Source organism: Nocardia sp. NPDC051750 (assembly GCF_044453135.1).
GTDB lineage: Bacteria > Actinomycetota > Actinomycetes > Mycobacteriales > Mycobacteriaceae > Nocardia.
Genome location: NZ_JBITCK010000002.1, coordinates 280,586 through 301,094, shown reverse-complemented (window position 1 = coordinate 301,094; position 20,509 = coordinate 280,586). Strand labels below are relative to the sequence as shown.

Genomic DNA, 20,509 nt, shown 5'->3' with positions numbered 1-20,509 from the left:
CCTGTCCGTCCGAATCAGCGGGCGGGTCGCCCGATAGGTCGCGAAAGCGGTGTGGTCGCACCGGCCGGAGCCGGTGGCGGCGATATCGGTGGCCCCGGCTGGACGATGTCGAGGTAGCGGGTCTCCCCACGCGGTTCGATGAGGTTCACCCGGACCGTCCGCATCGGGATGCTCACATCCAGCGCGCTCTCACCGACCTGCTCGATGGCCAGATCGGCCGAGCGGCTCCGCCGCCCACCGGGATCGCTGATCGACACCGCGGTCGGCGCCGCGGTGCCCTGTACCGGAACCTGGTCGAACACCGCGATCGTTGCCTCGGCGCCCGGGATCTGCTCCTCGCCACCGGATTCGCCCGCGAGCCACAGCGACCGCGGATCACCGACCGCGGTGACCAGATGCTGCCAGCGTTGCGGCCGGCTGGTGTGGATCTCGATATCGGCACCGGTCACGGTCGCACGCAGAATGATCTGCTGGGCCACCGGCAACTCCGCGTGGACGTCCACGGAGCGACGGCGCGGGTTGTAGCGAGCGGGATCGAACAGCGGCATCGCCAGCCGGTGTCGCGGCTGACCACTGATGGCACCCAGGATCTGGCCGTTCGGCCCGATCGGGACGGCCAGGGCCGCGGCGATCTCCTCGGGTGCGGGGGCCACGGCGCGTTCGTCCCGGGTGAGATCCCGGACGCAGGTTCCGGTCGGTAGCGTCGCCCGGAAAGCGGCCAGCTGCTGCCCCGGTAGCCGGCGCAGATAATCGGGCAGCACATCCTCCATGGCCGGCCCGACGTACCGCACCACGGCGCGCGGCCCGTCGTACACCCCGGAGAGACTCACCACCAGAGTGGTGCGGCCGTTGCTCCAGGTCCAGCAGTCGTCCAGGGTGACGTCGTCGAGCCGGTGCCAATCGATACCGAAGCTGGTGACGAAGCGGCCGGGCACCGAGGTCGGCAAACAGTGCCACGCCTCCCGGATCTCGTCGAGCTCGGTGCCGGAATGCAGTGTCCGGAACGCATCGGCCAAGGCGTCGGCGGGCAAGGCATGGGCGGCGACACCACGTTCCCGCAACCGGCCGGCGATACGGTGGGCGGCGGTGGCGAGCGCCTTGGGCGCCACCACCGAACAGGGACCGCGTTTGGTCAGCGCGGCCAGATTCCGCTGCTGGTCCAGGCGCACCACCAGCCAGGTCAACCGGTTCCCCACCACCGGATTCGGCCCGATCAGCTGGTCGTAGAGCATGCTGTAGCTACCGGCGGAACGCACCCGCTGGCCGGTGGTGACGATATCGATATCGACCGCGATGCCGTACTGGTCGAGCATCGGGAGCAGCGCCCCCACACCCACTGTGTCTTCGGTGTACACGGTCTGCTCGGCGATCACCGTCGGAAGGTCCAGGTTCGGCGCCAGCTGGATCATCGCGACCATGATGTCGCCGTCCACCTGGATACCGCAGACTCCGGCGGGCACCCGGATCTCCCGGATGGGCGGCAGCCCCGCCAGCGCCGCGGCGCGGCCGGCCCGTCCGCGCCGGAAGCCGGCCCAGTCCAGCACCCAGCGCACCGGGGTCCGGCCGCGGACCCGCACCGTCACGGACAGAATGACGAATCCGAAAACGACCGCGCCCACCCACAACGGCGTCTGGGGGGTCAATCCGACGGCCACGACACTGCCTCCGACCACAGCACAGGCGAAGGGGCCGCGTTCCACACCGGCGACCCGCTGATCGGGCACATTCACCGCGCCCTCCGCTGTGTGCCGCCCCAGTAAGCGGCTCCCGCACCGAACAGAACGGCCACCACGATCACGATCGCCGCCGCCAATCCCGGCTTCCGGTCCTCCGCCCGCTCGGGCGGCGGCAACTCGAGCACCTGGGCCTGGAAAAGTCCTGCAGGCGGTTCCGGTGGCGTCCGGTAGCTCAGTGCGCGCAGCGGATCGATCACCCCGGCGCCCACGGCGTTATCGATCCCCCGGGCCGGCGCATGTGCACTGGCCTGCAGCCGGGAGGCGATTTCGGCGGGCGTCTCGTTGGGAAAGCGGGAGCGCAGCAGGGCCGCCACCCCGGCGACGTAGGCCGCCGCGAAGGAGGAGCCGCCCACCGGAACCAGCTTGTCGGGCGTTCCGACCCCGTTGATGAGTCCACCGCCGCCGGGCCCCAGCGATTCGATCCCGGTGCCGGGCGCGGCCACCGAAATCCATGGGCCCGTGAGTGTTTCGTCCGGAACCGCGCCGTTGGCCGTGGTGAACCCGACAGTGAGTACCGCGGGACTGAACCATCCGGGGGTCGAAATCGTCTTCACGCCGGTCCAGTTCCGCGGATCACCGGGCCGGCCCGGATCGATCTCCGGATTCTGCTGGCACTGCCCGCCGCCGGTATTGCCCGCCCCGGCGACGATCAGCGCACCCCGTACATGGACCGCGTAACCCACGGCCGCGGACAGCATTCCCTGGTCGATACCCGCGTCTGCGGCTACGCAGGTGGGTACCGGGACCGCGATGATATTGGCGCCTTGGTTGGCGGCGTGGGTGATGGCCCGGGCCAGGGCCCGGATCTCCAGCACGGCCTGTTCCCGCTGATCGGCCGAGGCCTGCTGTAAGCGGAAGGCACCGGATCGGTACCTGATGGAGATGATCCGGGCGTCCGGGGCTACCCCGCTGAATCCGTCGGCCGGATCGGCCGCGGCGCCGATGATCCCGGCGACCAGGGTGCCATGGGCATCGCAATCCGTGAGCCCGTCCCCACCGGCCGCCACGTAGTCACCGCCGCCGACCAGATTGGGCAGCCGCGGATTCGGTGAGGCCCCGGTGTCGAGTACCGCCACGGTGACGCCCGCCCCGCGGCTGAGCGAGCGGGCCCGGGCGAGGTCCAGCGCCAGCTCCGGGGGTGGTACCCGAGAGAGGTCGGTCTCCGGCAGTACGCCTGCCGCGAGACACCCCTTGTCCTGTTCGGTCGGGCGCTCCGGGCCGGGCGGGCCGTCCTCCGGAGGGGGGCCGACCACCACTTCCGGCGGTTGGACGGCCAACGCCGGGGCCGCGCTGGTGAGCACCACCAGGCCCGCCAAAGCCGTGATCACGGCCCTGCCGAATTTCATCAGAGCCCCCGCATGGCGGTGTACACGCCCATGATCCAGAAAGCGATGACCGGCACGATGACAATGAGCAGGTATTCGATGATGTCGATAATGCGCCTGGTCACCGGGTTCAGGCGCACCCCCGGAAGCCGGAGGGCGGCGACGCAGGCACCGCAGGCGATGATCCCCACGATCACCACGACTGTCAGCCGGGCGAACGACGTCTCGTAGTGCCCGACCAGCACCGCGGCAATGCCCAGGACGACCACGGTCGCACCGCTGACCAACGCGATCGCCTGCACCCGGTCGGGATACCAGCGCGAACGCATGGCGAGGAGCCCGGCCACGGCCGCACCCATGATGATCTCCCGGATCCCGCCGGGGCTGACCACGGCACAGATCACGGTCGAGATGGACAGCAATGCCGCGATAGCTGTCATCAGCCCGCGCAGACTGGTCACCGCAAGACGCGCCCGGCTCTCGATACCGTCCTCGTGACTCTTGCGCCGCTGTTCTGCCTCCGCGGATGCTTCGGCGTCCAGATCGCCGTCCGGTGTGGCGGCGGCGTCGAAGATATCGGTGAGGGTCGACGGGGAAACCTCGCTGCCCGGATCCGGAAGATCGGGTGGCCGGATACGCGCGATCGCCACCGCGATACGCGGCGCGATGCTCAGCAGGATCAGCCCCACGAACACCGCACCACCGGCAACCTGCCGGGGCAGCAGATCCGCGTACGTCATCGGGAGTACCGCCGCGGCCACCACTACACCGAGTCCGGTCACGGCCATCAACGTGGCGATACCCGAACCGGTCGCCCGCATCAGCCCGACCATCGCCACGGCCACCACCACGGCGCCCGCGGCGATATTCGCGGGCGCGAACGGACCGGGGTCACCGTAGGCCGGTGGTACGAGCATCGCGCTGCCGGCGAACAGCAGCGGCACCGAGGTCAGGGCCAGGCCCAGGGAGATCCGCTCGGCCGCACCGCGGTTGCGGGCGACGAAAGCACCGGCCCAGCACAGCATGCCGAAGAGCAGCGCCGGCAGACCGCACCACAGCAGCGATCCGGTCTCCGTCCACATCCACGACAGCAAGGTGGCCAGCGCCACCGCACCGATACCCAGCACACTCAGGCCCACCACGGCGGCGGTGTCACCGTCGAATTCGGCGAATTCCTGCTCGTTGATCAACGCCAGCGCATCGGTGATGTCCTCCACGACCGGCGTGAACACTTCGGCGGATTCGACCGTGGCGAGCATGAGCGCCGTACCGTCGGCGATCTCGTGATCGGCCAGGCTGCGCCAGCGCGGCATCGGCTGCTCGCCGGGGCGGGCCAGGCTCCACTGACCGCTCGGCGGCGTGAAATCGACCTCGTCGTCGTCGATGGCCGCGGACAGCACACCGATCAGGTCATCGATGAACGTTTCGATGGTGAACTTGGTCGGTACCACGACGTCGACCTGGTAGCTCGCCACCATCACGGCGATCCGGGCGCGCGCCACCTCCGCCGACGCGGGACCGCCGCCCCCGGCGGCGGCCGGTGGGGCGGCGGTCTGGACTGTTGTCACAGTCGTCCTCCAGCAACCGCCGGTCCTACCTCGTAGCCGGGGAAATCATCGGCGAGACCGGCAGCCAATTCCTCGAACGCCAAAACAGTTTCTTTCTCCAGCAACCTCAGGTCGACCTCACCGCCCTCTGCCAAATGCGAATCGAATGGTATCCGGCAGGTGGGCCGGTGCGCACTGGCGAACAATTTCTCGATCGCCTCCACGTCCACGGTGGGTTTCACCGGCTGATGATGGACGATCGCCACCACCGAGGCGGCGATGAGGTGATCGAAACCGTGCGAGCTCAGCCAATTCAATGTCGCGACGGCACCCGTCACCCCGCCGACGGTCGCGGGGGTGACCACGAGTACCGCGTCACTGGAGCGCAGCACCATATCGGTCGCCGAATCGAGCACTCCCGTTCCGCAATCGACGATCAGCAGGTTGTAGTGCTTGCGCAGAATCTCCACGCCGGTCGCGTATTCGGTACCGGCCAGCGCGGCGGAGGCGTCGCTGTTCCACGGCGAGGCGACGACGGCCAGATCTGCCGCATTGACCGCGGTATAGGCGTGTACGGACGAGAACGAATCCAGAGACGGTGCGGCCGCGGCCAGGTCGCGCAGGGTCAACCCGTAGGGATGACGCACGGTGCGCGTGGAGAGGTCGCCGAAATCGGGGTTGGCGTCCACGGCGGCCACCCGATCCGGGCGCATCCGCGCGAAGGTGGAACCGAGGGCGGCCGTCGTGGTCGTCCGGCCGACGCCGCCCTTCACGCTCACCACCGCGATCTGGTAGGGCGTGGTCAGCGCACGGCGGACCCGGTTGCGCCGCTCCTCGGCCCGCTGTTCGGCGGGCGACAGTCCGAAACTGAATCCGACCTTGTTCAGTGCACCCCGTACCCCGGCGTTGGAGCGCAGATGCACCTGGCGAACGGCGGCGATATCGGCCAGCAGTTCGGGCGAGGCGAGTGCGGGCGGAAGGACCGCCGACCGATTGTCGTAGGCGGGCCGCGCGATCCGATCCAGCACCCGAGCGGGATCGCCGGCCGGCGCGCCCTGGGGCGAATACCCCTGGGGCGAATATCCCGGCGGCGTCGCCTGGGCCGGATTACCCTGCGCTGCCGACTGCGCCCGGTCACTCGAATAGGAGTACCCGGCGGTGCCTGCCGTCTGGGCGCCACCCTGCCACTGTCCGGCCGAATCGACGGGCGGCGGCGCGGCGGGTCCCGGCTGGGGAGCGGCCGGCGGCGGGCTGGATGTGGTCGGACCGGCCGGCGCCACCGGAGGTCCGCCGTCACCCCGCGATCGGCCGTGTTCCGGGGCCGGCGCCGCGACAGATTGCGGCGGAACCTGCCCCGACGCGGCGGGCGGCACCGGCGCGGCGGGCGGCACCGGCGCGGCGGGCGGCACCGGAGGGACCGGCTGTGCCGGGCCGGGCGAAACCCCGCCGGTCTCCGGCGGTACGGACACGCCGGTCGGCTCCGGCGGTGCGACCGCGGCCGCTGGTCCGGCCCCGTCCGGGCCCGGCCGGGCCCGGCCCGCGGCATCCGCACCGGCGACTGTGGCGTCGGCGGTTTCGTCGGTGGTCTGCTCGACCTGCGCGAAGTAGGCGTCGTATCCCCCCTGCGCCAACGCCGATGCGGCCGGGTGGCCGTTCGTTGTCGATGCTCGGTTCATAATCGTCGTCCTCTCGTCGAGCACAGGGACGTCACGGGGTACGGGACGTATCGAACCAGCTCCGACCGGGCAGCAGTTCGACCAGGGCGTCGATACCCGCCTTGATCGCGGCATCGTCGCCCGGCTGGAAGGTCGACCATAGCTGCCCGTCCATAGCAGCGCGGGGGTTCACTATCAGCCGACCGGTCATGGTGTCCAGGATATTCACACCCGCCCGGGTGTGGATCGATCCCGAACCGCCGTCACGATGTTCCACCATGACGACCTCGGCACGGCGGACCACCTCGGTCATCGCCCGGGTGAGCACGCCGGCGGCATGCGGGGTGGCGCCGAGCTCGCACAGCACCCGCCGCCTCTCCACCGGATCGTCCGGTGCCGCGGCGAGTTCCTCCACCGGCGCCGATATCGGCTCGAACTGAAGCAGAGGGTAGTCACCCAGCGCCGATTTCACCACGGCAGCATGAGTATTCAGTTGTCGTCCGTGATGGAACACCGGCTGGATCACCACGTGGTCGTCGCAACGGACCGCCAGAACATGGTGTTCGCCGTGCCGTACCAAGGACAGACGCAGCATCGTCGGCTCGTGACCACCGAGACCGTTGTCCATTACCCGCACCGCGAGTTCCATATCCGGGCGGTGCAGGATCTGCAGCCATGCCTCGACCGCAGGATGCACCCGGCCGTCCTCGACCACGCCCGCTTCCGTGAGCTGGTCGGTAACGACCGCATGCACCCTGTCCCGCTCCGCGATATCGGGGATATTCGGGAAGAGGGCGAGAACATCCGGATAGGAGTCGATGCCGGCCATGTTCTGCAGAACGAGGGCGGCATCGACGTTCAGGTCGACCGCGGTCGGACCTGTCTCCGATTCCGATCCGTATCGGTCTCCGGTGACCACGGGCTCCCGCCCGAACCTCGGCGAATCCCGAATGGAATCGGCCGAGGTCATGCCCGGAACATGGACCCTACGGACATGTCCACGACGTCCATGTCGCCGCCCTTGGTCGATGTCCTGATGATCTTGCCGTTGAGGCCGGCCAACGCAGCCTCGTACGCATCCAGTTTTCGTTCCAGCATATCGGTCACTTCGGTGTAGCCCTCGGCACCCGAACCCTGGAAGCCCTCGAGCAGAGCAGCTTTCAGCTGACGCATGTTCGCGATGTTCTGGATCATACCTTCGACGACCGCCGAGACCCGACCGGTCGATGCTTCGACTTCTCCGTAGTTGAATTTAATGGCCATGGGAATCCATCCTTCTTTTGTTCGGCGAATCGGGTGAGCTCAGGCCCAGGAACTCGTATCGACCTTTTCCTGCACTCCGTTGTTCCAGGTTCCGGTCCCTGCGCCGGTGTCCACAACGCCGTCGTTGCCCATCTCGAAGTTGACCATCCCGGCCCCATCGAGGTCGGCGCCGTCGAGTTTCACCCCGGCCTGCTGCATGTTGTTCACGATGTCCTGCAGGAATGTGGCCAGCTCGCGACCCTTCTCGTGCGAATTGCCGAGCGCGGTGTAGATCGCCGTGCCAGTCGATCCCGTCACCGCGGCCTGCAGCTCGTCCTGGGTGCCGACCAGAGCCTTGAGATGACTCTCGAGCTCGCCCAGACATGCCGCGGTGTGGTTCGCCGAGGAGTACATCTGTTCCGGATCGATAGTGGTCCAGTTCATATTCTTTCCTTTCAGGGAGGATGAAGAACCGCTTCGCTGCTCTCAGCGAAGCGCGTGATCAGTGCGGCTCGTGCCGACGCTCGTCGTCACTGTCACTGTCCAGTCGCTCGAGCACGCCCACCAGCAACGCCTCCGTGTCGTCCACGATGAGTTCGTCGTCGGATTCGTACTCGATGACTCCGATGGCCGGTGGCCGTTCCAGCACCGGCACGTCGACTTGTTCGCCGGGTGCAAAGACCTTCCCCGGCTTGTCCTCATCCTCCTTTCTGCGTCGTCGCATCCGCGCTGTCGGCGCACTGACACGGGTCGGGGCGGCCGGCCGCCCCAGCGGCGCTGTGCCCGTACTGGCGCCGAATGCCGTCCCGGTGCCCGGTTTCCAGTTGGCCGGCATCCGGAAGCCGGTGGACGCACCCGACATCGACCCGAGACCGCCACCGACCATCCCGAGACCCACCAGGCTGCCCACTCCGCCACTCATCGCGGCGAGCGTCGGCGACGAGTACGACGTCCCGTCCAGCACGTCCTGCCCGAAGGACTCCGGGCCGAACTGACCCGGATCCGTGGGGTTGATCAGGTCCTGCACCATCGGATCGGTCAGCTCGGGTGGCAGGTTCTGGGTGGGATCCGCGATCTGGTCCGGTACCGGATCGGACGACCCCACCGGATCGGTCACGCTGTCACCCCCCGGTCCGGTGGCGTCCGGACCGGACGGGCCGGACCCGGGGCCCGGCCCGTTCTGCAGCAGCTCGTTCAGCACTCCGGTGTGGTCCACCGGTGCCGAGCCGGACAGCGGCTGCGACCCCAGGTTCGGACCGTTGACGATCGGCGGCGGCGGCTCGATCGGAATCGCGAGCAGATCCTTGACCGTCTGCGTCGCCTGGATCTCGTACCGTGCCATCGACTTGCCTGCACGTCGCTTCAGGTCCAGGTACTCCAGTTCGGCGGCCGCCACCATCAGCGTCGCTACGCCCAGGCCCAAACCCATGCTGCTCGCACTGGCCGTGGTGAGAGCCGCACGAGCCGCGGCGCGTTTCTTGATGTTCGCCAAGATCTCGGGAAAGGTCGGCATACTCGCGATGGCCTGTCCGTGATCCCGTGCCGAGTCCTCGGCGATTCGGGCGATATCGGCAGCCAGCGCGGCCTGGTCGCGTACCCAGGAAGAATGGTTGCGAAATGCCGCCTGGGCACGCTTGGAGGCCAGCCCTTCCCAGGAATTGTCCATATCCACGGTCGAGCTGTCCGTGCCGTTCGCCGCGTTGTTCAACGCGTCACCGATCTGCGAATACGCGGTCGCCGCCCCCTTCAACGGTGCGGCACCCGGCCCGCTGTGCAACATGAGCCAGTTGACCAGCGGAGAATAGGTAAAATAGTCGACGAACGGCATGACGACCTCGTACTCGCTACGGCGAAACTAGGAACAACCGAAATTCGAACCGGCGTCGTTCACGGCACTTCCACAGACCTCATCGCTCACCTCGTAGGTGATTTCCGCGGGAACCAGTGTCTGACTGCCGATCTCGTGCTCCACTCCCCCGACGCCGAGATTCGGCAGGAATGCCAGCGTGATGGCCTGGAAGGCCGTGGACTGCAGAACACCCGGGACATGCGGTCCGGGAGGCAGGGCCGCCGCGGCCGACGCCTGGCCGGTCAGGTACCCGGCCAGCGTCGACTGATCGATTCCGAGGTCGGCGCTGATCTTGGAGAGTTGTCCTTCGAGAACTGACAATGCAACCATGGATGCCTCCTGAGGATCGCTGCCCAGTCATCAGTTCGAGCAGTTACATACCCAAAGCTAGGCTATTCCCAGCTTTGGGTATGCCGCCGATATCTCCGGCTCACTCCGGTGTCCACGCCGCCTGGACCAGGTCCTTCGACGAGCTCAGCGGCTCGACGAAAATACCCCGCCCGACAGGCTGTTTGGTGGCCTTCACATCACCGATGAGCATGCCGTCCAGCCGCGAGCCGTCCATGATCACACCGGAACTGTTGAGGTTCTTGACCTGACCGAGCACGCTGTCGTACATCGCCGAATCCGCCTGTGCGATATTACGGGCCGCGATGACGTGCAGGCCGGTATCCCGGCCGTCCACGATGAGGTCTTTGATCGGATCGAGCGGATTGAGCTGCCCGCGGGGAGCCACCATGTGGTAGTCGTCGATCACCACGAAGATCTCCGGGCCGCTCCACCAGGAACGCTCCCGGAGCTGCTGCGCCGTCACGCCGTCCGGCGGTCGGCGGCCGCGCATCTTGGCGGCGAACGAGGGCAATCCCTCGGCGAGGTCGCGGGCGCTGGTGAGATAGCCGATGAGCTGCTCCTGGGGGACCACATCCATATGCCGGCGCCGGTAGTCGACCAGCAGGACGCGCGCCTCGTCCGGGGTGAAGCGCAGCGTGATCGATTCCAGCAGAGCGGAAACCAGGGTCGATTTCCCACAGCCGCTGGAGCCGAGCACGACCAGATGGGGTGACAGCCCGAAGTCCATCACCGCGGGCGCGAGGTCGCTTTCCCGCACACCGAACGGCACCCGCAGTTTCTCGGCCAGACCGGTCGGCGGCGGAACATGCTCCAGGATCCGGGCGAGCGGAACCTGGCTCGGCAGCAGGCGCACTTCCGGTGCGCGGCGATCGCCGTAGGTCCGGCGCAACTGCTCGATCACCGCGGCCAGCCCCGCACCGGCCGTCTCGGGGTCGGGGTCGGCGTCGGCGCGCGGCAGCGCGGTCAGCATATGCAGCGCTTCACTGGATACGCACCGCCCCGGCCGGTTGGGCGGAATCGAGGCCACCACATTGCGATGTCCGCTGAAGGCGGTATCGGACAGGTCACCCAGCCGCATCTCCAGGCGCGTCTGGAGCAGGTCCTTCACGGCGGGGCGGATCGCCGCCCACCGGGAGCTCGCCGCCACCAGGTGGACGCCGTAGTTGAGCCCCTGGACCGCGATGGCTTCCAGCGTGGGCATGTACTCGTCGTAGAACGGGCCGTTGACCGCGAACCCGATATCCCAGCCGTCCACCACGAGGAAGACATCGCCGTGCACATCGCCGCGCGCCGCCAGCTCGGCCGTGCCCTCCGGAGTGAGCCGCCGGCGCCGGAACTCGCGCATCGTGTCGATGCCGAGGTTGTCGAACAGCGCCTGCCGGGCCGCGATCAGATTCTTCACCAGCGCGAACGTCCGGCGGATCCGGTCGACGTCACGCGCGGCGGCCACGGCTCCCACATGGGGCATGTTCCGCAGGCCGGACAGGCCACCGGTGAAGTCGATGCAGTAGAACTGGACCTGCTCCGGAGTATGGGTCAATGCCGCTGCCGTGACCAGGGTTTGCAACGCCGTCGACTTTCCGGACTGCGGGCCACCCACCACCGCGACATGCCCGCCCGCGGCCGACAGATCGACCGCCCAGACGTCCTGCCGCTGCTGACGCGGCTTGTCGACAATGGCCCACGGCAGGTGCAGCGTGCCGTGTTCCACCGCGGAAACGAGCCGATCCAGGGTCGCCGGAACCCCGAGCGGCGGCAGCCACATCTTGTGCGCCGGACGGCCGTGCCTGGCGAATTGCGCCAGCACCGTTTCCATCACCGTCACCGCGTCGTTCTCCGGCTCCGGTTCCCGAGCCGGCGCGACCTCGATCACCGGCTGGGCAGGGCGGATATCCGCGATGAACTCCGAGGTGAACCGCTGCGGCGGCCGATAGCCACCGCCGGGGCGCCGGGCCCGCTGCGCGCTCACTGCCGATGTCTGCGCCGGCGGGGTGTACGAACCACCGACATACGCGGCCTGGAACCGCTGCAGGTCGCCCGCGCCCACGCGCAGATAGCCGGAGCCGGGCTTCTTGGGCAGGTGGTACGCATCGGCGGTGCCGATCGCGTCCCGGGAGTCGCTGGTCTGGTTCGTGCGCAGGGCGATTCGGTAGGACAGGTGCGCTTCGAGCTCGCCCATCCGGTTCGCCGGAACCTTCTGCGAGGAGAGCAGCAAGTGGATGCGCAGTGACCGGCCCAGCCGGCCGATCGCCACGAAGAGCTTCGCGAAGCTCGGATGCTGCTCCAGCAGTTCGGCGAACTCGTCCAGGATGATCAGCAGGGTCGGCAGCGGTTCGAGCTGTGCGCCCTGCTCGCGCGCGCGTTCGTAGTCGGCGACACTGGCGAGGTTTCCGGCGTCGCGCAGAATCCGCTGGCGACGGGCCATCTCGCCGTTGATGACGTCTTCCATACGGGTGACGAGATCGGCTTCCTCCTCCATATTCGTCACCACCGCTGTCACATGGGACAGCCGGTCGAACCCGAGGAAGGTCGCGCCACCCTTGAAGTCGACCAGCAGCAGATTGAGCTGGTCCGGTGAGTGATGGGCGATCGCGGACAGCACCAGGGTGCGCAGGAACTCCGATTTGCCGGAGCCGGTGGCGCCGATACACATCCCGTGCGGGCCCATACCTTCTTCGGCGGATTCCTTGATGTCGAGGTGAACGACCTGACCGCTCGGATCGTGGCCGAACGGGATGCTGAGCCGGCTCCGGTCGATATCGCGCCGCCGCGGCCACTGCAGATCGACCCGGACAGCACCGGGGTCGGTGATGCCGACCATCTCTTCCCAGGAGGTTCCGGCGCTGGCCTGTTCGGCGGCCACCGCCTCGACCACGGTGGACAGCCGGTACGGCGACACCCGGCGCGCGAGCGCCGCGGTCTCCGGCAGCGACTGGTTGTCGGCCTTGCCCACCAGCCGGTTGCCGCGCGTGGTCGTCTCGTTCAACGTCCGGTCGGCGTCGACGGTGAACCGCAGTGACCGCGGCAACGCCTGCTCCATCGGGCCGATCCGGAGCCAGGTGCAGCCGTCGATACCGGAGATATCGCGTTCGGTGGCCGAACCGCCCACATCGACGATGAGGATGTAGTGCTTCTTGTCCAGCGAAGGCTCCGCATTGGCGGAGAACGGCCCGCGGTTGAGCCGCGCCAGGGCCTTGGTGCGCAATTCCGCGACGCTGCGGTACACCATCCGCACCGTCCCGATGGCATCGGTGTCCTCGGGATGCTGGGTATGCGGCAACCACTTCAGCCAGGACCAGCGGGGATCGTCCGGTTCCATCAGCACGGCCGCGATCCCGACCTGATCGGGCCCGTGCAACACCGCGATCTCGGCAATCATCGCGCGTACCAGCCCGGCCACGGTGTCGGGGTCGCCGTCGATGCCCACCAGCGGTGTGGAGAGCAGATTGATCGCGACCGGCATTCCGCCCACGGTGGAGTACGCCTTGGCGAATCGTGTCAGCTCGACGACACCCACGGGGTCGAGGTCGGAGGTCGGGGCCGCCTCGGGCACGATCACCCGGACCTGGTTCGCGATACGACCCCGGCCGATGCGCACCCGCAGGTACTGCGGGCTGGCGACCTGCACCTCCCACATCCGTTTGCCGCCGACCAGCCGCCCGATGCCGACCGGCCCCGGATGCGTGTACTTCAGGTACTCGTGCAATTCGGCCTCGGCCTCGTGCACGGTCTTCCGATTGTTGGTGATACTGCGCAGATAGTCCTTGCGCTCTTCGTTGAGGCCCGCCGAAGTGCCGGACGCGTTACCACCACCGCCACCCCCGAGCCCGCCGCCGATCATGCCGAACATGGAGACCATCATCATCAGCGGGAAGAACAGCATCATCGGCGACATCGTGCGCCCGCTGCTGAACATCATCGCGACCATGCCGATCATGGCGGTCACCATGATGATCGGCAGGATGATCTTGAATTTCGACATCGGCACCGGCCGCGGCAGCTCGGTGGGCGGCTGCAACCGGAGTTCGGTCACCGCAGGCGCGGCGGGACCGCGGACCGCGCGGGCGGGACGAACGTATCGGCGGGTAGCACTCACGACGGTCCTCCGCTTATCCGGGCGCCCTGCAGGTTCGGCGGAATCCCGTCGTGCTGGATGAGCGCGTCCTGCACCGACAGGGCCGGGCCCACGGCGAACAACGAGACCACGGTCCACGGTGCCGGCACCGGCTGGCTGAATCCCAGGGCGCGCAGGGTCTGGTCGGATGTCGCCGATTGACCGTTCTTGATCGCGACCCCGTACCGGACTCCGCTGTCCGATATCCAGAACAACGATTCCCGCAGCGGCGACCCGGGTTCCGCCCCGGTCACCTGCACGAACTTGCCCGTGTCACGCGGCAGATAGGCCGAGTCGGCGGTATTGCCCCGCGACGCCGGCGCTGTCACAAGGTCGACGGTGCGCGGCTGTTCCCCCTTCTCCAGGGGCAGCTGCCTGCCGATAAGCACCTGAGTATGGGCGTCTGGATCGCTACCGGTGCGCGACCAGTGATAGCACGTGATCCCCATCCGCACCGGATCCATGACGTCCACGGGCTCGGCCGGATACGTCCCGGTCCCCGGCCAGTCGCCGGGCCGCAGATTCGCCGCCGCGATATCCGGGCCGATGGTCGTCGTCGCGACAGCGCCGTGCGAATCGGCGTTGCGCACGATCGAGGCCAGCACCGGCGAGATGCGAATCAGCCCGGAACTGGAGACCAGATAGTAGGTGGCCGGCCGGTCCGGAATGGCGACCGTGACCACCGAGCCCACCACCACATCGATGGCCGAACTCAACGAAATCGTCTGCCCCGCACCGGGGACTTCCGGCACCCGGATCGGTGCGACTTCGGGAATCGCGCCGATCAGCCCCTTCGACGCGGCGACCACCTGATTGGACGCATCGATCCCGAGCGCCAGCATCACCGGCGAATCGGCCAGGTTGACCGCGGCCTTGACCACGCCCTGCGTGGGCTCGTTGTAGACGAGCCAGGTCGTCTCGTCACTGCGCATCAGCCGGGCCTCGCGCCCGGTCAACTCCCGTACCGCGTCGCCGTCCACCGTGAGCGGCCCGCCGATCGCGGTGGTGTGCACCGCCGACCGCGCCAGCGTCGGCAACCCGGTATTCGGGTTCACCGGTGCGGAGGCACCGGTGCGGGCGGTATCGCATACCGTCCACTCGGAATCACGCTCACCGGAATCCACGATCTGGCCGGGCGCGCCCGGAATACCGACCCATGGTCCGCGCGGGTATTTGCCGATCTCCGCCGCGGGCGCCTCCTGCGGGTTCTCCGGGGATCCCACGATGAGCCGGGCCGAGGTGAGGTTCAGCGCCGGATGCAGCCGCTCGCCGATCCGCACATACAGGGCGCCGGTGTCCTTGTCCGCGACAATCCTCGCATCCCCCACCGGCTTGGCCGGTTTGAAGAACGACAGCACCGCCGCACCGGCCACACAGATACAGGCCAGCACCACGCCCACCAGCAATGCCGTCGAACGGCCGCGCTGCGGATCGTCGATCATGGACGCGTCCCGGCGCACCAGGGCGTGCTCGATCCGATGCAGCAGAAAGCGCCACCCCGACACCTGGTGCTTGGTCACCACCCGGAAACGTGCCACCGGTAGCAGTCCCTTCCGCCGATATCGGCCACAAACCAGCGGGAAACGCCTGTCCCCTGGACAGAGTCATTCCCACCGAATACGCAACGCCGGACCCGGTGGGAATGCGGATCTATTTCGCGGCCGGGGCCAGCCCCGCGAGCGCCGTGGTGATATCGAAGGCATCCACCGTCATCAACTCCTCATCGGTCAGCGCCGCAATGTCGACCTGACCGCGCGTGAACCGGAAGTCCCGTTCGGCTTCCGCCGCCTCCACGACATTGCGGACGAACCGCCCGTTGCCGGCCAGATCGATCAGCCGGCGGCCGTTCCGGTTCTGCTGCGACATCTCGAGGCAACGATCGCGCAGCACCTCCCGCGCCTGGTCGGAGAGAATGGAATCCTTTTTCCCCGCGATATGGTCGGCGATCTGGACCAGCTCGTCCGGATCGTAACTGGGGAACCGGATCCGTTTGGTGAAGCGAGAGGACAGACCGTCGTTGGAGGCGAGGAACCGGTCGATCTCTTCCTCGTAACCGGCGATGATGACGACCAGCTTGTCGCGATCGTTCTCCATCCGGGCCAGCAGGGTGTCCACCGCTTCCTTGCCGAACGCGTCACCGCCGGACAGGCCCTCCTGGATCAGGGTGTAGGCCTCGTCGATGAACAGCACTCCGCCGAGCGCGGAATCGATCAGCGCATTGGTTTTCGGCGCGGTGTGTCCGAGGTGGGTGCCGACCAGATCGTTGCGGGAGGCCTCGATGACATCGGCGTTCTCGACTACTCCCAGGCCCGCGAAGATCTTGGCGATCACGCGGGCGATGGTGGTCTTGCCGGTACCGGGCGGGCCCGAGAAGATCAGGTGGTTCGACCGCGAGTCCACCGCCAGGCCACGTTTGGCCCGGACCTGGTCCATCAGCACACCGGATTTGAGCCGGTCCACCTGCTCCTTCACCGAGTCCATACCGATTTGCGCCTGCAGCAGGTCGGAGGCCTCGGCCAGCAGCGCGTCCCGCTCCTCCTTGGCGGCATGCGCGGCCACCTCGGCAGGATCGTCGCCGGATTTGGGGTCCCAGGGATCGATACGAGAGGCGATCACCGCCGGTGTGGTGACCTCGAGCCGGAAGTTCTTGTCCCGAACCGCTTGCTGCCACTGCGGCCGGTCCGGCCACAGACCCGAACCCTGCAATCCCTTGAGGATCTTCTCGCCGGAGTCGAAGTCACCGTTGTGGCGCAGGATCATCCCGAGCAGATAGTGCGCGTCCGCCCAGATGTAGGAAAGGTTCCCGGAGCGGCTGTCCTCGACAATGCGCTGGGCACGCGGCAGCGCTTCACCGAAACGACCCAGGTGTGCCATGGCACCGGAGGTCATGAGTTCGGCCGCGATATCGAGCAGACCGTCCTCGATCACCGGTTTGGCCGTGCGGGCGTCGAGCACATCCGGCCACCGGCCGGTCCGGTAGTACAGGGACATCCGGACGAAATCGGCGACATCCTCGCCGCGTAATTCGTCGAGTATCGAAGCGGCTTCCTGCCATTCGCCACTATCGGCATAGGCCGCCGCCTGCGCGATGGAGATCTGATCCCGGTCCGCCATGGCGACCCGGAGTCCGTACATCCCGATCTCCACCTGGCACCAGAGCGCCCGGTCGACCAGACCGGCCCGCTGCTGGTCGCGGTACAGATTGTGCACCGACCGATAGGCACCGTAGATCACTTCGGGGCTGATATCACCGGCCATCGCCCGCCCGAGCCAGGCATCACACATATCCGGATCGAGATTCGTCGCGGCGGTGAAAGCGGCCAGAGCGCTCTGCTCGTTACGCACTCCACCGGCGACCAACCCCAAACTTTGAACGCCCGTGTAGAACGCGTCTTCGGCCCCTGACACCTCGGACTTCCCTTCCGCCGTTCCTAGCTGAAATGCACGATAAGGCAGCGTAGGCATCAGTCATCCGGGAAAACCTCCCAGAGTTGGGAATGCCCACCAGGGCCTGGGCGGCGGTTTTCTTGTCGGTCCGGTCGGGATAGTTCGCGATGGTCGCACATACACTCAAGTAAAGACCCATTATCTAACGGCTCGTAATACCGGATGTCAACATCCACACATCTCGACAGGACCTGTACGCAGGCCGGGAGGTCCGCAGCAAGCATGAACACAGGAAGAACGTGCACTATTTGCCGCTGTTGAACGGCGCGTTATTCCGTGGTACATTCTTTTGCAGATCGTCGGTCCCCTCATCCCTGACGATCTGCGAAAGAAGGCGGCCGGTGGAAACAGCGAGCCACCGGCCGCCCCTTCCTCCGCACTTCCCACGATCAGCAACCGATCCGGCCCGCGCACCGCATCCCACAGAAGCCGAACGGCCGCCTACATGACCCGGACGACCACCGCACTGGGTGGCATCTCCGAATACTTCACCGTCGAACCGGAGTACGGCGCCTCGATCACCATCCCGTTACCGGCCGCCAACTGAACGTGCTCAGGCCCCCGCGAACTGAAGGAACTGGCCGGGAACACCAGATCACCCGGTTTCACATCCCGGGGATGCACACGTTCGCCGGCGTAGATCTGCTCGTAAGTAGTGCGGGGCAGCACGACTTCACCGTGGGTGGCCTGGGCGACCGCGTACTGCGTCAACCCCGAACAATCGAAACCACCCCCCGACGGCCCCCCGGAACCACCTCCACCCCAGACGTACGGCGTGCCGATCCACGCGTCGGCGGCTCCGACGGCCCGGCCGCCGGCGGTGCGATCGGACGGTACCCGAACCCGCGGCTTCCGTTCTCGCCCTCGCCCCATGACGTACCGGGGGCGCCGCCGCCTGCGTCGGCTGACCGGCTGCGTCCGGTGCGACCGGGCGATCGGCGCGACCGGCGGCATGACCCGGGCGGCCTGCTTGGTCGCGGCATCCACATCCGCGTTCACCTGACGGGTGGCACTGGTGATCGTGTTGTGCGCCGACTCGAGCAGCGCCGGGCCACTGAAGCGGGTGTCGGCAATCGCCGTAATCGCCTGGATCCTGGTCTGCAGATCGGCGATCTGGTTGCTCAGCACGCCCCGGCCGGTCAGTGTTCCGCCACCCGAATCCGCCACCGCGCGGTGCACGATCCCCTCACGGCCGGACTGTAATTCGACGAGAGATTTGTGCGCGGACTGCAGATTCGTGTACCCGGACGCGAACCCACCCGATTGCAGGCTGATATCCGCCGCCATCGACCGAGCCAGTGATGCCGCGGCCCGCTCCGACGGCTGCCCGTCACCGTAGAGGCCGAGCAGATCGCTCAGCACGCTGTTCACATCATCGGTCAACATGGGTATGCGCCCACCCTGCCCTCGCTCATGACCGACCACCTCCCGCTCCCCGGGACCGCTATCCTTCGCCGCCCGGCCGCCACTCCCCTGCGCGGGCTGCTTCGACTATGCGGCAGCACGCCCCGAGACTACGCGCGGTCCATTCCCAGTTCCGGGAAGGCAAGAGAATGACTGCAGGAAGTCCGAGGAAGGTGGTGTCTGCGCTATGGCGACCCCTACGGCCGATACCGATCGCCGGCCCGGCGCCCCCCTCGTGCCTGTTCGGCACGATCCCGACGCCGGCGACGGCCCGATCCGCCGACCGGGTGATGACGACGGCCCGATCCGGCGGCCGGGTGATGACGACGACCCCATCCGGCGGCCCGGCGATGACGACGACCCCATCCGGCGGCCCCCGGAGCGTGAGCCCGGGCCCGAACCCGAGCGTGAGCCCGATCCCGAGCATCCGGCACCGGAGCCGAAAAAAGAGGAGCTCGACGAGGACTCGTCCGCCGACGACGATGACGACGGTAGCGGTGGAGAAGACGAGGGCAGCGGCGCCGGCAATGACGGCACCGACGACCAGGACGGTGCGGTCTCCGAGACCATCAGCACCACCGACCAGAACGACGACGGATTCGGCGACAAGGGCAGTGAGGGCAAGTACTGGGAGGTCGACCTGGTGCGACCACCCGGCGGCTCCGAAGGCCTGATCTCTTATATCGCGATGGCGGAGGCCGCCATTCAGACCGCGGTCGACCTACTCGGCCGCGGTATGCCGACACCACCTCCCGAGGTCGGCGATCTGCTGACCAAGGTCACCCGTGAAACGCTGGGTAAGGGCAAAGCCGAAGAGGCGTACCAGGACACCCTCACCAAGGTCGAGGCGAAACAGACTTCCCTGCTCGTGATGGACAACCAGGTGATCGACACGTCGATCGTCATGGCCGGCGAGCAGGACCGAACCCTGAACACGATCATCGATATCATCGAACGGTTGAACGGGGTACTCACCAAGGTCGGCAGTGCAAAGCTCAAACCTGCCATGGAGATCAAAGTGCTGGAGGTGATCGCCCAGGCAATCACCCTTGTCTACGAAAAGGTCACCGCGGTCTCCGATCTCAGCTCCGAAATGGCGGGGGGCGGCGGTGAGGAAGGTTCCGGCGGGGGCGGCACATCGGGCGGCGGCGGGGGCGGCGCCGGTGCCGCCAATGCCATGGGCGGGCTCGGGTCCATGCTGCCCATGCTCGCCATGCTGCCCATGTCGTTGATGCCGTTGGCCACCCAGATGCTGCCCGAACTGCTCAACCCGGACAAAGACAAAGACGAAGACGAAGAAGGCGAAGAGTCCGGCACGGACGAGGAATCGACGGAACCTATCGACCCGACCGCACCGCCGAGCGAGGCGACGGCGCCGAACGGACAACCCGCCCCCAACACTCCGGACGGCGAGGGGCAAACACCCCAGGACACCGCATCACAGGCCCAAGCCTGATCGGGTCACACTTCCCACGAGCTCGCCCCCACACCACCGACGCCGTACTGCACTGCGCCTACCGCGCCGACTCACCTCGGCGGGAAGTGCGCCGGGCCACAAAGCCGGCAATCTGCGGGAACGGGTCCGTCTCTCGGCGCTCGACGATCGCGACGAGATGCGGGCCGAACTCGCCGCCGCCGCTGGACACGTTCGATGTTCACGTGTGTGTAGGCGAGGGAATTAGATGCGGACCTCGCCAGGCTCAACCCAGGCGTCGGCGCCATCCCGAGTTCGGGTGTACGCGACAGCCGGGCAAGACCATCATCGGCGCTACGCCGGATCTTCGCCGGCCGTAGCGATTTGCGCGTGCGGGGAATTACTGGGCAGAGCTCCGGATTCGG

14 protein-coding genes are annotated in these 20,509 nt (G+C 67.5%); 1 reads left to right on the top strand and 13 read right to left on the bottom strand.

All coding sequences use genetic code 11. The features are described from left to right. Positions 1 to 14: 14 nt before the first annotated feature. From eccE to ACIA75_RS08585, 13 genes are all read right to left on the bottom strand, one after another. Positions 15 to 1,730, bottom strand: coding sequence for a type VII secretion protein EccE (gene eccE, locus ACIA75_RS08645; protein ID WP_397101544.1), 1,716 nt, complete (start codon positions 1,728 to 1,730; stop codon positions 15 to 17). Continuing rightward, a complete protein-coding gene (gene mycP, locus ACIA75_RS08640) occupies positions 1,727 to 3,082 on the bottom strand; it encodes a type VII secretion-associated serine protease mycosin (protein ID WP_397101542.1) in 1,356 nt (451 codons plus the stop codon). Before mycP ends, eccE begins: the two co-directional genes overlap by 4 nt. Further along, the gene (eccD, locus tag ACIA75_RS08635; RefSeq protein ID WP_397101540.1) at positions 3,082 to 4,629 is read right to left on the bottom strand and encodes a type VII secretion integral membrane protein EccD; all 1,548 of its coding nucleotides are present in this window, start codon (positions 4,627 to 4,629) and stop codon (positions 3,082 to 3,084) included. Before eccD ends, mycP begins: the two co-directional genes overlap by 1 nt. Beyond that, positions 4,626 to 6,284, bottom strand: a complete 1,659-nt coding sequence (locus tag ACIA75_RS08630) for an AAA family ATPase (RefSeq protein WP_397101538.1) — start codon at positions 6,282 to 6,284, stop codon at positions 4,626 to 4,628. Before ACIA75_RS08630 ends, eccD begins: the two co-directional genes overlap by 4 nt. A gap of 31 nt (positions 6,285 to 6,315) precedes the next feature. Continuing rightward, entirely contained in the window at positions 6,316 to 7,233 is a 918-nt protein-coding gene (locus tag ACIA75_RS08625; RefSeq protein WP_397101536.1) for an ESX secretion-associated protein EspG, read from the bottom strand. Further along, on the bottom strand, positions 7,230 to 7,526 hold the full coding sequence (locus tag ACIA75_RS08620; RefSeq protein WP_397101534.1) for a hypothetical protein: 297 nt from the start codon (positions 7,524 to 7,526) through the stop codon (positions 7,230 to 7,232). The genes ACIA75_RS08625 and ACIA75_RS08620 overlap by 4 nt, the downstream gene beginning before the upstream one ends. Before the next feature lie 39 nt (positions 7,527 to 7,565). After that, positions 7,566 to 7,949 (bottom strand): WXG100 family type VII secretion target, encoded by a 384-nt coding sequence (locus tag ACIA75_RS08615; RefSeq protein ID WP_397101532.1) that lies wholly within the window; start codon positions 7,947 to 7,949, stop codon positions 7,566 to 7,568. A 58-nt stretch (positions 7,950 to 8,007) separates the two neighbouring features. Further along, a complete protein-coding gene (locus tag ACIA75_RS08610) occupies positions 8,008 to 9,333 on the bottom strand; it encodes a PPE domain-containing protein (protein WP_397101531.1) in 1,326 nt (441 codons plus the stop codon). 27 nt (positions 9,334 to 9,360) lie between these two features. Continuing rightward, a complete protein-coding gene (locus tag ACIA75_RS08605) occupies positions 9,361 to 9,684 on the bottom strand; it encodes a hypothetical protein (protein ID WP_397101529.1) in 324 nt (107 codons plus the stop codon). 100 nt (positions 9,685 to 9,784) lie between these two features. Continuing rightward, positions 9,785 to 13,801, bottom strand: a complete 4,017-nt coding sequence (gene eccCa, locus ACIA75_RS08600; protein WP_397101527.1) for a type VII secretion protein EccCa — start codon at positions 13,799 to 13,801, stop codon at positions 9,785 to 9,787. Then, a complete protein-coding gene (gene eccB, locus ACIA75_RS08595) occupies positions 13,798 to 15,357 on the bottom strand; it encodes a type VII secretion protein EccB (protein ID WP_397101525.1) in 1,560 nt (519 codons plus the stop codon). Before eccB ends, eccCa begins: the two co-directional genes overlap by 4 nt. Before the next feature lie 112 nt (positions 15,358 to 15,469). Beyond that, positions 15,470 to 17,179 carry a type VII secretion AAA-ATPase EccA gene (gene eccA, locus ACIA75_RS08590; RefSeq protein ID WP_397101523.1) on the bottom strand — a complete coding sequence of 570 codons (1,710 nt, stop codon included), beginning with the start codon at positions 17,177 to 17,179 and terminating at the stop codon, positions 15,470 to 15,472. 528 nt (positions 17,180 to 17,707) lie between these two features. Then, a complete protein-coding gene (locus tag ACIA75_RS08585) occupies positions 17,708 to 18,652 on the bottom strand; it encodes a C40 family peptidase (protein ID WP_397101521.1) in 945 nt (314 codons plus the stop codon). A 205-nt stretch (positions 18,653 to 18,857) separates the two neighbouring features. On the opposite strand from ACIA75_RS08585, the gene ACIA75_RS08580 reads away from it, so the two are divergent. Continuing rightward, positions 18,858 to 20,126 (top strand): hypothetical protein, encoded by a 1,269-nt coding sequence (locus tag ACIA75_RS08580; RefSeq protein ID WP_397101519.1) that lies wholly within the window; start codon positions 18,858 to 18,860, stop codon positions 20,124 to 20,126. Positions 20,127 to 20,509 lie beyond the last annotated feature (383 nt).

Excerpts from the sequence above, each read along its gene's own strand:
- ACIA75_RS08580 (WP_397101519.1), top strand. The coding sequence starts at position 18,858 with ATGGCGACCCCTACGGCCGATACCGATCGCCGGCCCGGCGCCCCCCTC.
- ACIA75_RS08625 (WP_397101536.1), bottom strand. The coding sequence starts at position 7,233 with ATGACCTCGGCCGATTCCATTCGGGATTCGCCGAGGTTCGGGCGGGAG.
- ACIA75_RS08605 (WP_397101529.1), bottom strand. The coding sequence starts at position 9,684 with ATGGTTGCATTGTCAGTTCTCGAAGGACAACTCTCCAAGATCAGCGCC.
- ACIA75_RS08630 (WP_397101538.1), bottom strand. The coding sequence starts at position 6,284 with ATGAACCGAGCATCGACAACGAACGGCCACCCGGCCGCATCGGCGTTG.
- ACIA75_RS08585 (WP_397101521.1), bottom strand. The coding sequence starts at position 18,652 with ATGTTGACCGATGATGTGAACAGCGTGCTGAGCGATCTGCTCGGCCTC.
- ACIA75_RS08615 (WP_397101532.1), bottom strand. The coding sequence starts at position 7,949 with ATGAACTGGACCACTATCGATCCGGAACAGATGTACTCCTCGGCGAAC.
- mycP (WP_397101542.1), bottom strand. The coding sequence starts at position 3,082 with ATGAAATTCGGCAGGGCCGTGATCACGGCTTTGGCGGGCCTGGTGGTG.
- ACIA75_RS08620 (WP_397101534.1), bottom strand. The coding sequence starts at position 7,526 with ATGGCCATTAAATTCAACTACGGAGAAGTCGAAGCATCGACCGGTCGG.
- ACIA75_RS08610 (WP_397101531.1), bottom strand. The coding sequence starts at position 9,333 with ATGCCGTTCGTCGACTATTTTACCTATTCTCCGCTGGTCAACTGGCTC.